Source organism: Paenibacillus pinisoli (assembly GCF_003605435.1).
Taxonomy (GTDB): domain Bacteria; phylum Bacillota; class Bacilli; order Paenibacillales; family Paenibacillaceae; genus Pristimantibacillus; species Pristimantibacillus pinisoli.
The window spans coordinates 817,133-831,889 of sequence record NZ_QXQB01000003.1 but is presented as its reverse complement, the minus strand read 5'-3'; the positions used below and the strand labels follow the sequence as shown (position 1 = coordinate 831,889).

The 14,757-nt window shown below is 52.4% G+C and carries 10 protein-coding genes; all 10 read left to right on the top strand.

Annotation, left to right across the window (positions count from 1 at the left end):
- The first annotated feature begins 22 nt into the window (after positions 1-22).
- The 10 genes from D3P09_RS17000 to D3P09_RS16950 all read left to right on the top strand — a co-directional run bounded on the left by D3P09_RS17000 (position 23) and on the right by D3P09_RS16950 (position 14,723).
- Entirely contained in the window at positions 23-4,150 is a 4,128-nt protein-coding gene (locus D3P09_RS17000) for a DUF4855 domain-containing protein (protein WP_120112380.1), read from the top strand.
- A 197-nt stretch (positions 4,151-4,347) separates the two neighbouring features.
- The gene (locus tag D3P09_RS16995) at positions 4,348-5,409 is read left to right on the top strand and encodes an NAD(P)H-dependent flavin oxidoreductase (RefSeq protein ID WP_120112378.1); all 1,062 of its coding nucleotides are present in this window, start codon (positions 4,348-4,350) and stop codon (positions 5,407-5,409) included.
- Between the two features lie 90 nt (positions 5,410-5,499).
- Positions 5,500-5,691, top strand: a complete 192-nt coding sequence (locus D3P09_RS16990) for an S-layer homology domain-containing protein (RefSeq protein ID WP_120112376.1) — start codon at positions 5,500-5,502, stop codon at positions 5,689-5,691.
- A gap of 130 nt (positions 5,692-5,821) precedes the next feature.
- Complete coding sequence (locus D3P09_RS28500) at positions 5,822-5,974, top strand: S-layer homology domain-containing protein (protein ID WP_120112372.1); 153 nt, start codon at positions 5,822-5,824, stop codon at positions 5,972-5,974.
- Positions 5,975-6,740: 766 nt separating this feature from the next.
- Positions 6,741-7,598, top strand: coding sequence for an AraC family transcriptional regulator (locus D3P09_RS16975; RefSeq protein ID WP_341538294.1), 858 nt, complete (start codon positions 6,741-6,743; stop codon positions 7,596-7,598).
- 73 nt (positions 7,599-7,671) lie between these two features.
- A complete protein-coding gene (locus tag D3P09_RS16970; RefSeq protein WP_120112370.1) occupies positions 7,672-9,465 on the top strand; it encodes a sensor histidine kinase in 1,794 nt (597 codons plus the stop codon).
- Positions 9,466-9,468: 3 nt separating this feature from the next.
- Positions 9,469-11,109 carry a response regulator gene (locus tag D3P09_RS16965; RefSeq protein WP_120112368.1) on the top strand — a complete coding sequence of 547 codons (1,641 nt, stop codon included), beginning with the start codon at positions 9,469-9,471 and terminating at the stop codon, positions 11,107-11,109.
- A gap of 124 nt (positions 11,110-11,233) precedes the next feature.
- Entirely contained in the window at positions 11,234-12,820 is a 1,587-nt protein-coding gene (locus D3P09_RS16960; RefSeq protein WP_120112366.1) for an extracellular solute-binding protein, read from the top strand.
- A gap of 33 nt (positions 12,821-12,853) precedes the next feature.
- Positions 12,854-13,810 carry an ABC transporter permease gene (locus tag D3P09_RS16955; protein WP_120112364.1) on the top strand — a complete coding sequence of 319 codons (957 nt, stop codon included), beginning with the start codon at positions 12,854-12,856 and terminating at the stop codon, positions 13,808-13,810.
- A gap of 16 nt (positions 13,811-13,826) precedes the next feature.
- Positions 13,827-14,723, top strand: coding sequence for a carbohydrate ABC transporter permease (locus D3P09_RS16950; protein WP_120112361.1), 897 nt, complete (start codon positions 13,827-13,829; stop codon positions 14,721-14,723).
- Positions 14,724-14,757: the final 34 nt, after the last annotated feature.

Genomic DNA, 14,757 nt, shown 5'->3' with positions numbered 1-14,757 from the left:
TAGAAAGGGAGAGTGAGCTTAGGTGAAAACAAGACGAAGTTTGACTGCTTTGCTGCTTGTCCACGTCATGCTGCTGTCGTTGATGTCATCCGTGTATGCGGAGGAGCAGGCCGCAGAAAGCGCCGGTTTCTATAATCTGGCTCTTGGGAAAACGTACACTTGGTCAGAACAGCCGGAGGGAGCCTTTCCAGATGACGGGACGAAGCTGACGGACGGCAATGCCGCCGACCCGTCGCGCGACAGCGGCAACTGGGTGGGCCACCGCAGCAAGAAATCCCGGTCGGTTGTGTTTGATCTAGGCGAGCAGAAGACGATTCAGGAAGTGAACGCGCGTTTCCTGCACGACTGGCCGAATAACGAAACGCTCGTCCCGCTCACCGTCTCCTTTTACGTGTCGGACGATGGGTTGAACTGGGGCATATTGTCCCATAATGCAACTCAGTTGTTATGGGGCGATCAGACAAACATGGAGACCTTTACATGGGACGGCAGCGCGGAGACTGGAGTTGTGAGGCGCGGCGATTATACCGAAGGGCCCGTGTACGCCCGGTATGTGAAAGTGGTATTCTCCATGCATTCAAGGGCATGGAGCATGATCGACGAAGTGACAATTACCGGCGCGGACGGCTTGATTGACGGAGCTCAGACGGTGCAGCCCGAGCCTTACGGCCTCCAGCAGCCTGGGAATGATACTAGCGGAATCGAGAATCTGGGCCTGCTGTATAACGGGCATTACGCGGACGGCACAGGAACTTGGACGAAGGAGCGGGTTATTCCTAATATCAGCTATGTGAACAAGCAAGGGGAGCCTGTCGACTGGCTGTTCGACGGCGTGCTCTATCTGGGCTTGACGTCGGAGAACGGCAGAGGCTTCGGAGCGGTGGAAGCGCCCGGCAAGGCCAGAAGGGCGGAATGGGAATGGTATTTGGATAAAACGTTTAACGCCGGCGGCGATATGAGCGCGTTGAACGAGGCGACGGCTGAGGTAGGCGCGAAGCTTGGCGAGCCTGACCGTAGGACGAAGGTTGTCCTGATGATTCCCGATCCGGGCGAATATCAGTCCGACTTCGGCAGCATTAACGGCGAAAATCTGAACTTCGATGTTAGCGCGGTGGGTAATGCCGTATCACTGGACAATCGGGCCAAAGCGATTCAGTGGTGGACCGATGAAGTGCAGGCCAGATGGACGGCTGCGGGCTACTCGAATCTGGAGCTTGTCGGCATGTATTGGCTGGAGGAACAGATCAGCACGCATGCGACCGGCCCTGAGATGGTGAAGAGAGCAAGCGACATCGTTCATAACGCAGGCCTTAAGCTATTCTGGATTCCTCATTTTCTGGCCTATAAGGCATTCATGTGGAAGGATGTCGGCATCGATGCCGTATCTCTGCAGCCGAACTATTTCTTTGAGAAGCTGGATCCTTCGCGTCTGGAGGATACAGCGGATATGGCAAAGCGGTACGGCATGTCGCTAGAGATAGAGTTCGATGACCGCATGATCAACGACGCCGTCTTCCGCGAGCGGTTTATCGATTACTTGAACAGCGGCGTGGATACAGGGCTGATGCAGCAAGGGTATAAAGCCTATTATCAAGGCAACAACGCTGTGTACAACGCGGCGAAAAGCGCGGACCCTGCTACCCGCGTCCTCTACGATTGGTTATATCAATTCTCGAAGGGCACTTATCAAAAGCAAGACGCTGCTCCGCCTGATGCTGTTGCGCTCATGAACGGGCAGCCGATCTCGGAGCATACGATCGTGCCTGATATGACCCAGGCCGCCTTTACCTGGACGATTCCGGGAGATGATGGCAGCGGGATTGTCAAAGTAACGGCCAAGTATGACGGCAAGCCATATACGCAAGGGACTGTAGTGGATCTCACGGGCAAGCCGGGCAAGCATGTGCTGGAGCTGACGGTGGCGGCGGCCAAATCCAAGACCGTTAAATATGTCATAGAGGCTCGCTTGGGCGCTGAAGGCCTATTGGCTCTTGTGGACAAATATGCCGGGAACAATCAGCTGAGCAACGCCAGCATGAACCGGGCAATGCGCAACGCCTTGATCATGATGAAGCGTACGCAAGAGAGCGATCCTGAGCAAGCCAAGCACTATCTGCTGGCTTTCAATGCGAAGCTGGAAGAGGCCAAAAGCCTTGAGTTTGTGTCAGAAGGCGCTTATACGGCGCTGAAGGAAGGCGTATATTACGAGATTGGAAGCATCGCTCAAGACAAGCAAGCGGAAGCGTCCTCGGTAGAATCGGCAGGCCTGGAGCCAGGGAAGGCGCTGGACGGCGCTCCGGCCACGCGATGGGCGAGCGAAGTACGCGATACGGCTTGGTTCCAGATCGATCTGGGCAGCGGGCAAACCTTCGATACGATCCGCATTGACTGGGAATATGCGCGTGCGGACCAATACCGCCTGACCGTCTCGGATGATCAGCAGACGTGGCGTACTTTGAACGTCGGCAGCAATGGCGTAGTTAAAGCGGCGGACGGCAAGAACACGCTGGTATTCCCGGCAACGACGGCCAGATACATCAAGTTTGAGGGGCTGAACCGGGCAACGTTCTATGGGTATTCCTTCTACGAATTTGGCGTCTATCATCTTGCGCAGCAGCAAGAGCTGAAGACGCTCGACGGCATACAAGCCTCCGTGAACGCCTCTACCAAAAAAGTTGCGATCGACGGGCTGGTCATGAACGGCAAGAAGGAGCAGGTGTATGTCAAAGTGCTCGACCCAAGCGGCAGCATTCAATATGCCGGTCAGACGGTCACTGAGGACGATGGAAGCTTCCGGATCGCCTTTACGTTGACCGGAGAAGCAGAAGGAATGTATACGGTCGAGCTTGAAACGGACGATATGACGACTCCCGAGACGGCTGCGTTCGAATATCGCAAGCCGCCTTCCACTGGCGGAGGAAACGGCGGCGGCGCGGGCGGTTCGGCGCCGGATCCGTATACCCTGCAAGCGGACGGTTCAGTCAAAGCTGTGCTCGTCCCGACGCTAAGCGGCAAACAGGCTGCGGCTTCGGTCGAAGCATCCGATCTGAATGCCGCCATGCAAAAGGCAGTGGCCGACAGCAGCGGCAACAAGCATATTCATCTTGAATTAAAGCCGTCGAACGCGGCTGGCAGCTATGCGCTGGAGCTTCCCGCGACTAGTCTGGCGAACCAGCCGAATCTGATCCTGCATATCTCCACGGCGTACGCCCAGCTTGCTTTGACCGGCGACATGCTGGCAGAAGTCAAGGCGAACGCCGGGAAGCTGCTCGTTATCCTAAGCGATCATACGGGCGAGTATCGCGGCAACGAAGCGGCCGGCCGGATCGGGAACAGGCCGATCGTGCAAGTTGCGCTGCAGCTGGACGGGAAGGATTGGGCATGGAGCAATTCGAAGGGTAAGATCCCGATTGCGATTCCGTATTCGCTGCAGAAGGGAGAGCAGGCGGCTCTGCTGCAGGCCTACGAGCTGACGGGCGACCGTGCGGCGGCTATCAAGGACGCATCGTATGATAAAGAAAAAGGTGTGCTGCGATTCTCCATCGATCATGTCGGCATCTATGCCGTCGGAGGTGCGAAGAAGGCTGCATTCACCGATCTTGGCAAGCATGAATGGGCACGCGAGGCGATCGAGATGCTGGCGGAGAGGGGCTTCGTCAAAGGCACCTCCATCGAAAACGGCACCTTCAGCCCGGCAAGCCCGGTAACGCGAGCGGACTTTATTCTGATGCTGGTGAACATGCTTGACCTGCGCACCGAGATTTCCTCGACATTCGCCGATGTGCATCCGGAGGATTATTACTACGATGCGGTTTCCATCGCCAAGCAGCTAGGCATCGTTACGGGAGTGAACGGAGTCAACTTCGCCCCTCGCGAATCGATCAGCCGCCAAGACGCTATGGTTATGCTGACCCGAGCGCTGCAAACGACGGGGGCAATCAAGCCGTCCGCATCCGGTTCAAAGCTTGAAGGTTACCGTGATGCGACCCAGATTGCGCCATATGCTGCGGACAGCGTAGCAGCGATGCTTGAGCATGGGCTAGTTACGGGCTCGGGCGGCTACATGAAGCCGAAGAGCAAGACCAGCAGAGCCGAAGCGGCGACGTTCCTGTATCGCGCTCTTCAGTTGGTGGAGGAGCAGCAGAAGTAGAAACGGAGACAATTGGATTAAGCACATAGATATTTAATAATAGTAAATTTGCTGCTAAGCCGGCGATCATCAGTTCATTATGAACTGATGATCGTTCGGCTTTTTCTATTGCATTTTACGTGATAGATGAAGGGGGGTACAATGATTGTAGAGCGGGGCGGACATCAATAAACAATAATTGCAGGAGGTGTTCAGACGTGTTTGACACATTTCTGACACGCAAGCTCAAGATCAAATATCCGATCTTTCAGGCGCCGATGGCAGGCGGGCCGACGACTCCCGAATTAGTAGCGGCGGTATCCAATGCAGGCGGATTAGGCAATCTGGGGGCAGGGTATTTAACTCCGGAACAAATTCGAAATACAATCCATAAGATTAGAGAGCTCACTGACCGGCCATTTGGAGTTAATTTATTTGTCCTCGATCAACCGGAAGAATCAGAAGAAAATACGATTGAGAACATGTCCAAGCACCTCAGCTTCTACCGTCATGAGCTTGGCATTCCACAACCTCCATTACCTCAAAAGTACGCAGAATCGTTTGAAGAGCAGGTACAGGCCGTATTAGAAGAACGTGTGTCTGTTTTTAGCTTCACGTTCGGCATCCCTTCACCCGATGTGATTCAAAGCATGAAGGAGCGCGGAACGTTAGTCATCGGCACAGCAACTACAGTGGATGAGGCTATACAATTAGAGGCTTCTGGCGCAGACGCTATTGTAGCCCAAGGGAGTGAAGCAGGCGGGCACAGGGGGACATTTCTGAAAAGCGCACCAAATTCAATGATAGGACTTATGGCGCTGGTCCCTCAAATGGTTGATCATGTTTCGGTTCCCGTGATCGCATCAGGTGGAATCATGGATGGCAGGGGGCTGGCAGCCAGTCTGGCATTGGGAGCCTCGGCTGTGCAAATGGGCACTGCTTTTCTGGCCTGTACGGAAAGCGGAGCGCATCCGGCCTATAAAGAAAAGGTGCTCTCGGCTAGCGAGGATGCCACAGAAGTTACGCGTGCCTACTCTGGAAAAGCAGCAAGGGGCATTCAAACGAAATTTATGAGCGATATGTTGCTATATCCAGGTGAAATTCCTGCGTACCCTATTCAGCATGCCATGACAAAGGATATCAGACAGGCTTCGGCAAAGGCCAACAACCCGGAGTATATGTCACTCTGGGCGGGGCAAGGCTTGAGACTGGCTAAGGATCAATCTGCAGCTTCCATTATTAACGAAACAATCGACCAAGCCAGAAAAGCTTATCACTAAGAAAATAGGTCGGAAATTACCCCCATCACGTAAGACAAATCAAAACCTCTATAAAATAGAGCTATTTAGTAAAAGGGCCGACTCGCACGGATGAAAGTCGCCACCGGATACCTGGATGGAATCTTCCGGCCGGAAGAAGCTGTTACGAGGTTCGAATTCGCGAAGATGCTGGCTTCGGCCTTGGGCCATACAGAAGCTTCCCGCGATACGAACTTCTCGGATAATAGAGATATCCGTCTTGGGCGCAGCCGCATGTCGCAGCTGCAGTTGAAGCCGGTCTGATTCTGGGTTACGAGGAAGCGGGCATGACAAGCTTCAAGGGCGGGCGAACAGAGACGAGAGCGGAAGCGGCCGTTATGACGGACAAGAGCTTTGCAGCTTTTCGGAAGCTGACGGGTAAAGCGCTTCGGACATACCGTCCTGGGCGAACTCGTCGGTCGATAAGGCTTTGCCCGCGGGGATTCTGAGCGGTTATGAGGATGGCGCTTTCCGCGCGGGCCGAGAAACGACGAGAGGCGAAGCAGCCGCTATGATTTACAAATTGCTGGCGGCGCTCGGGATATAGCTTTAAGCACACACAGAGATCGATTCCACTACGAACTGCATCTCGTCGAGTAGTCAGCAGAATTAATTCATCGTGAATAAGGCCTTAGCCCTGGATTCTACAGGGTTGGGGCCTTTTATTTTGTTTAGGAAATTATGTAATTTAAGAATTCATCGAAAGGAGAGCTCTATGCAGCAAAAACCTGCTTAGAGTTGGCTGAAGCAGTTCCTGAAGTTGGGTAAGTTATTTTTTGAAGTTTTTAAGGGAACTACGGGACGCTATTTGCCCGTTTTCTGCTATTTTTGAACAGTAACGGAACAGAGAGCCCTTAATAGTCCTAAATGAATCGAAATGCGGGTCGGATGGTGCAAATAAGGCCTCCTAATTCCGTTAGACGTTTTAAACATATCAAAATCGAAGCATAGAGTCTCTCAGTTCCGTTAGGAGGCAGGATCAGAAACAGGTTCAGAAACAGGATCAGAAACAGGATCAGAGGCAGGATCAGCATCAGGATCGAACATTTGTGCTTTCAATTACCGCAGGGTAAGTTTGTTCTTCTTGTTTTGTCAAAGGGTAGATATACGCCAGAGCGTCCCATAGGAACTTTTTGGATTGGGTCGAGGATAAGGTTATTATTAGCAATATGTTAGGTCTACTAGACAGGACACTCCTGCTCAAATTATGATATTACCTATAAGAAAGCGCTTTATATTTAAAGGATATAGAAATTATAATTATCATTTTGTTGGAAGTAAGAGGAAGCGAACAAGAGATGGGAGTGGGCTCTATGATGCAGGAATACGATTACGAGTTTGCTGATTTCATTTACTATACGCCAGGGGATCTGGATAAGGAAGGACGCATATGGCCGGTCCGGGCGGGCAGCAGCATAGCCAAGCCGAACTACAAAGTAGGACCCAAAAGGATCGAGTGCTACAGCCTTCACTTCGTTCAGGAGGGAAGGGTTCGGCTGGAGTATGAGGGCAATCAGGTTGAACTGCAGAAGGATGACCTGTTTTGTTTGTTTCCGGGACGAACCTATAGCTACGATATGCTGCCCTCGGGAAAGCCGCTGCAAATGAGCTGGCTGGCGGTGGATGGCGAGAGGGCATTGGGGCTGCTGGAGCTTGCGGGGTTAACGCAGGAGAAGCCTTTTCGAAAAAAAGCGGTCAGCCCGGGCGTCAGAGTATCGGCGGACCGCATCATTCATACGCTGGCATCCGCCAAGCGGTGGTCTCCGGCTGGGGCATTGGAGCTGCAAAGCCTGGTGTATGCGCTGTTCGCCGAGTTAATAACAGAGACGGCGCCTGCTCCTGATGCCGATCTTGCCGAGTGGATTCATGAATGCATGAACTATATGGACCTGCATGCTTCGGAGGGAATCTCCGTTCAGCAGGTAGCGGATTTCGCGGGTGTGCACCGTTCTTACTTTACCCATGTGTTCACGAGCCAGGCTGGCATGCCTCCGATGAAGTACATACAGAAGATCCGCATGGAGAAGGCAAGGCAGCTGCTGATCGATACAGACGCGACGGTTACGGAAATCGCCTTGTCGCTTGGGTATCCGAGCCTGTACACATTCACCCGGGCGTTCAAGATTTATTTTAAGGAATCCCCTCAAGCTCTGCGGAGGATGATCAACTAACCGGGAACGGCACTTTATAGCTATGTCGATCTAAAGCTAACATGTCCTACGAACGCAAAGGAGACTTCCCGATATGAAGCTGTCCACTCTTAGGCGATGGATTTCGCCCAGACTTAGCATCCAGGGGAAAATATTCATCGCATTCAGTCTGGTCGCCCTGCTTTCCATTTTCTCCACGATCGCAATTGTCTACGTGAATATGCGTGAGAACATAAAGGAAAACGCAGTCACCTCAGTGTCGGATAGTATTCGCCAAGCGGATGAATCGCTCAATATGATGCTGGAGGAGATCGATCGTCTGAATACCGTGGTGGTGACGAATAAAAATACGGTGATCGATACGATTCTCAGCCCGTCGGTGGAGATCAGCTATGAATGGTTTCTGGAGCAGAAGCGAATTGATGAATTTCTATCGGTGCTTATTGACTACAAGCCTTATATTTCGCGAATTGCCGTTGTCGGTCTGAACGGAAAGGTGTTTTTTACCGGAGGCCCCTGGCTGGACCGGACGGTCATCGGGACGCCGATGATCCATTACATGCTGGAGAACGGATCGCGCCATGCCTACTGGAAGCAGACCGGCGTATCGGATGCCATTACGGTTGGCCGTGAGGTTCGCTATAACCGGGAGACCATCGGCGTCGTGATGGTGGATTTGAACTATGATTTTATCAAAAAAACGTACGGTGTGAAGCCGACCGCCGATAGCATGCTGTATGTGCTGGATAAGGAGGGCGGATTTGTCTATCAGTCCGAATCGGCGCCTTCCTTCGCCCCCTCCATCGAGAAAATCACAAGCATCAGGCAGGAGTTCTCAGGGCCCGGCGATGCCGCGGAGATGAGTATCGACGGAAAATCCTATATCGTGGTCAGCCGTTCATCCCAATACACGGGCTGGACGACGCTGGCGCTTATACCGATGGATTCGCTGCTTGGCGAATCCGCGCAGCTCCGCAAGCTGATGGCAGAAGTGTCGGCCATTGTGCTGATCGTCGTGTTAATCGGCTCGCTGAAAGTGTCTTCCCGCATCACGATTAATATCCGCCGCCTGAAGTCGATGATGATGCTGGTCAAGGATGGCAATTTGACGTTCCCTATGAAGGAGATCAAGACGAAGGATGAGGTCGGGCAGCTGTACCAAGTTTTTATCAGAATGGTGGAGGAATTGAATCGGCTGATGGAGGGGATCCGAGTCAGCGAGAAGGAGAAGCGAGAGGCGGAGCTGACCGCGCTTCAAGCACAGATTCGCCCTCATTTTCTATATAACTCTCTTAATACCATCAAATATTTGGCCAAGATGAACGGGGTGCCTAATATCGAGGAGGTATCCGGCTCATTAATCGAGCTGATGCGCGGGGTTCTAGGCCATTCCAACGAATATGTTACAGTTCGGGAGGAGCTGGACTATGTGCGCAGCTATATCTCCATCGTGAAATATAAATACATGCAGCCGATTCCAGTGCAGGAGGAGATTGAGGAAGAGCTGCTGGACTGCCCGGTGCCGAAGCTTATGCTGCAGCCGATTGTGGAGAATGCCATCCTTCATGGGATCGGTCCTCTGGAGGAAGGCGGGCTGGTCACGATTCGGATCTATATGGAGAATCAAGATCTTAAGGTTGAAGTGACGGACAACGGCAAAGGCATGACCCGGGAGCAGATGGACTTGCTGCTGGGCGGCCCCTTCAAAGGAGGGACCCCTTCACGCTTTAGCGGCATGGGGGTGCGCAATGTACATGAACGAATCGTCCGTCAGTATGGAGAGCCGTATGGGGTGAGCCTGTACAGCGAGCTGACATTGTATACGAAGGTCGTTATCACTTTTCCCGATCTGCGGGAGGAGCGAAAATCCGTCCAAGAGGTGATATAAGTCATGTATCAAGTGCTATTGGTAGACGATGAGCCGTTGGCCCGCAGCGATGTATGGACGTTAGTGGATTTCCGAAAGCACGGCTTTGAAATATGCGGCGAAGCCCATAACGGACTCATGGCTTTGGCGATGATCGAGCAGTCTCCGCCGCATATCGCCATTATTGATGTGAATATGCCCGAGATGAATGGTGTGGAGCTTAATCGGGCGATTAAGGAACGATATCCGGCCATCAAGACGATCATGCTTAGCAGCTTCGACGACTATGATTATGTGCGCGATTGCCTGAAGAACGGCTCCATCGATTATTTGCTGAAGCATCGGCTGGACGGCGCTACGCTTATCGGGATGTTGAATAAAGCGGTTCTGGAGCTGCGGCAGGATCATCAGATCCTTGAGGATCTAAGCGCTCAGAAGGCAATAGCGGAACGAATGAATCCTGTGCTTATCCGCGGGTTTATAGCCGATCTCGTGAGGGGGAAGCCGGGATCCGCACAGGAGCTTGAAGCCTTCGCGAGCAAGAATGGCTTATATCCCGGGACGATCCGCTATGCGGCAGCGTCTCTTCAGATTGTCCCATTCCTGCTGCTGACGCAATCGTACAGCGACATGCAGACGAATCGGCTCGTCCAGCAGGCTGTAGAGATTATGCAGCAGAGCTTAGGCGATGTGCAAGAACGCACGGTCGCTTATCTGGAGAATGGACGCCTGGCTGTTGTATTTGCATTCAAGGAACGGAGCGAGCATGTCGCGATAAGCGAAGCCGGACGCATGATGAGCAAGCTTAGCCATGCATTAGAGCTGTTTCTGAATTTGAAATGTGTCTATGCCATCGGGCATGTATGCCATAACCTGTCTCAGCTTGAAGAGAGCTACGTTTCCGCTGAGCGGAAGCTTGACTCTACTTCTGATGCCGAGCCGGCAAGCCAAGCGACAGTATGGAAGGGTGGCGCGCACAGTCAGCGTGTGTCCTTAACCATCGAGCAGCAGAAGCAGCTGCTTCTCTCTATCGAGATACTGGATCAGGAAGGCATGCATCGGCTGATTGCCTCTGTATTTGATTCCATTCGCGAGCAGCCGGTTCATTCTCAATCGGTGCAGATGATTATCAGCGAGCTGCTGCATATCGGGGATAAGGCATTGAAGAAATGGATATCGCAAGCCGACTCTGCGATGGATAGTCTGCCTGCGCGCAGTGAGCTGGGCAGGTTAGGAAGCGTGGGAGAGCTGGAGCAGTGGCTGCAAGACTTCTATGCCGGACTGCTGAAGCTGCTGAGGGAGCAGCACGCGGCGGGGGCTTATTCCCGGCATGTGTCACAAGCGGTCGTATTCATTCTGGAGAGGTATTCGGGCATCGTTACGCTGGAGCTTGCGGCAGGGGCCATTGGCCTGAATCCGTCGTACTTAAGCCGGATATTCAAAGAAGAGACGCAGTCGACATTCTCGGAATATGTGAACCGGGTTCGAATCGATGCGGCCCGCAAGCTGCTGGGCAGCGGTCAATATTCGATCAAGCAAATCAGCAATCTGGCGGGTTTTGCTACTTATAACTACTTCTTTAAAGTGTTCAAGGAAATAACCGGCGTGACGCCTCAGGCTTACTTGAATGGATTGGGAGGCGGCAGGGCGGCGGCGAAGTCGTAAAATATGTGGAGTAAATAGTCATATATTTATAACTTTGCGATGAAACGGGTGAACTATAATGAGTGAACACCGGAAGTAAACGTTTTCAAACCACGGTGAATCGAACATTGGAGGTCACAGATATATGCGTAGACATTGGGGAAGAAGCGCGCTTGCCACGCTGATCATTGCCGGTCTTATATTGGCCGGCTGCAGCAATGGCGGAGACTCAAAGAAAGAGAACAATAGTCCGCCGCCTTCAACTGAAAGCGCTGTTAAAGCGGAGGGTTTCCCGATCGTAGATCAACCGATCAAGCTCAAGATGTTCACAAGAATTGCGCCGGCTAACGGACCGTTCAAAGAAATGCCGGTGTTCCAGGACTATGAGAAATTAAGCAATATTCAAGTTGAATTCACCGAAGCGCCTACAGACGGCTTCGCGGAGAAAAAGAATCTGTTGTTCGCGTCCAATGAGCTTCCGGATGCATTGTTCCGCTCCGAGCTCAATCCGCTTGAGACGATTCGCTACGGGACAGCCGGGCAGCTGATCCCTCTGGAGGATTTGATTGAGGAGTATGCGCCTAATCTGAAAGCCTTGATGGAGCAATATCCAGAGATCCGCTCGGCCATCACGACTCCGGAAGGGCATATTTATTCGATCCCCGGCATCGTAACGACAGGCTCGGCGCGTACGGACAAACGCTGGATCAACAAAGCGTGGCTTGAGAAGCTGAACCTGAAAGAGCCGACCACGACGGAAGAGCTCTATAATGTGCTCGTCGCTTTCCGGGATGGAGATCCGAACGGCAATGGCGTAGCGGACGAAATTCCGATGACCGCACGCAATGCGGCTGCCGGGATCATTATCGTCAATATGATGGCCGGATCGTTTGGCCTGGATTTGCAGCTTGGCTATAACATCAACATTGAAGACGGCAAAGTAAATATTTGGAGCGGCGACGAGAAGCACAAAGAGCTGCTGATGTACTTGAACAGGCTGTATAAGGAGAAGCTGCTGGATCAGGAGATCTTCTCGCATACGGAAGCGCAATATCTGGCTAAGCAAGGATCGGGCAATGCGGGTCTGTTCTTCGATCAGACGAACAACAATTTCCTGCCTATCATGGATCAATATGTGGGCATCGCTCCTCCAGCCGGCCCGAATGGCGACCAGATGCAAAGCGCAGTGGCGCCGGTGCCGCGCGACTTCGGAGCTTTCGCCATTACATCCGTGAACAAACATCCGGAAGCGACGATGCGTTGGATCGACTATTTCTACAGTGACGAAGGCTCTACTTTACTGCGTTTCGGCAGAGAGGGCGAGCATTACGAGATGAGGGACGGCGTTCCGTATTACTTTGATGATTTTATCGCCGTTACAGGCGCACAAGGAAAGATGACTCCGTATGCAGGAGGCGGCGCTCCTCACTTGATCAGCGATCAGGTAGCGTCTTTCATCAATCCGCCGCAAGTGCAAGAGGCGTTCAAGAAGCTGGAGCCGTACATGCCGGAAATCCGCTACGCGAATCCGATGTTCGATGAAGAGACGGCTCAGAAGGTTAACATTCTGCGCAACGACATCGACAAGTATGTCAACGAGCAGAGCACGAAGTTTATCGTCGGCGCGCTCAGCTTCGATAAGTGGGAGGAATTCCAGTCTACGTTGAACAAGATGAAGATCGACGAGCTGGAAGGGATCTATCAGGCTGCTTATGACAAGATGGCAAAGTAATCTCGACACTGCATTAGCAAGGAGTGAATGCTCATGAAGAGCTTGCCAGAAGATGCAGCCGATGTGTCCCTTATCCAGCCAAGGCGCGGCTCCGGCCTAATCCGGAATATAGCGAAGCGGTATGACCTGTACCTCATGCTGCTTCTGCCGATAGCCTGGTACTTGATCTTTCACTACGGTCCGCTGTATGGGCTGCAAATCGCTTTCAAAAATTTCAATCCAGCCAAGGGCATCATGGGAAGCCCTTGGGAAGGGTTCGGGCATTTTGTACGGTTTTTCGATTCGTATTATTTCTGGAGGCTGTTATGGAACACGGTGTCCATCAACTTGTTCTCGCTGCTTATCGCATTTCCCATTCCCATTATGCTGGCTTTGCTCGTTAATGAAATCCGGAGCAAAACCTACAGCAAATGGCTGCAAAATATTACGTACATTCCGCATTTCATTTCCGTTGTCGTCATCGTAGGCATATTGAACGTGTTCCTGTCGCCGACAGGGCCGATCAATATGCTGATCGAGGCATTCGGCGGCTCATCCGTCCGATTCCTGGAGTCGGCCGGCTGGTTCAAGACGATCTTCATCGGCTCGAATATATGGCAGAACATGGGGTGGCAATCGATTATCTACATCGCAGCGCTCAGCGGGGTGAATCCGCAGCTATACGAAGCGGCCAAGATGGACGGAGCGTCGAGGCTGAGACGGATATGGCATGTCTCGCTGCCGGGCATAGCTCCGGTCATCGTCATCCTGCTCATTCTGGATATCGGCCACTTCATGAACGTCGGCTTCGAGAAAATTTTGCTCATGCAAAATAACTTGAATCTGGAATCAAGCGATGTCATCTCCACGTTTGTCTATACAACAGGCATCTTGAAGGGTGAATACAGCTATACCGCGGCTATCGGGCTGTTCAACTCGGTTATCAATCTCATCTTGCTGCTGCTCGTGAACCGGTTCGCGCGCAAGACGTCGGAGACGAGCTTATGGTAAAGGAGGAAATCCAGACATGTCGAAGCAACAGGCCATAAGCAAGCCGTCGGATGAACGGATATTCGACTTCATTGTGTACGCGATCGCCGCAGTCATCATGATTATTGTGCTGTATCCGCTGATCTTTATTGTCAGCGCTTCGTTCAGCGATCCGGCCAAGGTGCTGAATGGAGAAGTATGGCTGCTGCCGAAGGGCGTGACATTGGAAGCGTACGAGAGCATATTGCACAACGATAAAATTTGGACGGGGTACCGCAATACGATCCTCTATACCTTGATAGGCACCGTCATCAATATCATCATGACCATACTGGCGGCCTATCCATTGTCCAGGCCGGACCTTCCCGGGCGTAACGTCATTATGGTCTTGATCACGCTCACGATGTTTCTCGGCGGCGGATTGATTCCAACCTATTTGCTGGTGAAGGACCTGGGGATGGTCAATACCATGTGGGCGCTGATCATTCCCGGGGCAATCGCCACGTACAATCTGATTGTGATGCGGACGTACTTCCAGTCCAGCATTCCATGGGAGCTGCAGGAGGCGGCCCACATGGACGGCTGCTCCAACTGGAGACTGTTATTTAGCATTATATTGCCTCTTTCCAAACCGATATTGGCGGTTATGGTTCTGTTCTATGCGGTTGGCCATTGGAATTCATTCTTCCCGGCGCTGATCTATCTCCGCGACGAAGCGCTGCATCCGCTTCAGCTGGTGCTGCGCGAAATACTGATGATCAGCGCATCGTCAGCCATTGAGGGCGGCAGTGTCGGGCTGGAGAAGCAGATTCTGCTTTCCGAGAGCATTAAGTTCGCGGTCATTATCGTGTCTACTTTGCCGGTATTGATCATGTATCCATTCGTGCAGCGGCATTTCGTCAAGGGCGTTATGATCGGATCGATTAAAGGCTAAATCCGCAACCATTACGACAAATCAGCTGGAGGTT

Excerpts from the sequence above, each read along its gene's own strand:
- D3P09_RS16990 (WP_120112376.1), top strand. The coding sequence starts at position 5,500 with ATGAAAGTCGCCACCGGATACCTGGATGGAATCTTCCGGCCGGAAGAA.
- D3P09_RS16970 (WP_120112370.1), top strand. The coding sequence starts at position 7,672 with ATGAAGCTGTCCACTCTTAGGCGATGGATTTCGCCCAGACTTAGCATC.
- D3P09_RS16950 (WP_120112361.1), top strand. The coding sequence starts at position 13,827 with ATGTCGAAGCAACAGGCCATAAGCAAGCCGTCGGATGAACGGATATTC.
- D3P09_RS16965 (WP_120112368.1), top strand. The coding sequence starts at position 9,469 with ATGTATCAAGTGCTATTGGTAGACGATGAGCCGTTGGCCCGCAGCGAT.
- D3P09_RS16960 (WP_120112366.1), top strand. The coding sequence starts at position 11,234 with ATGCGTAGACATTGGGGAAGAAGCGCGCTTGCCACGCTGATCATTGCC.
- D3P09_RS16975 (WP_341538294.1), top strand. The coding sequence starts at position 6,741 with ATGATGCAGGAATACGATTACGAGTTTGCTGATTTCATTTACTATACG.
- D3P09_RS16955 (WP_120112364.1), top strand. The coding sequence starts at position 12,854 with ATGAAGAGCTTGCCAGAAGATGCAGCCGATGTGTCCCTTATCCAGCCA.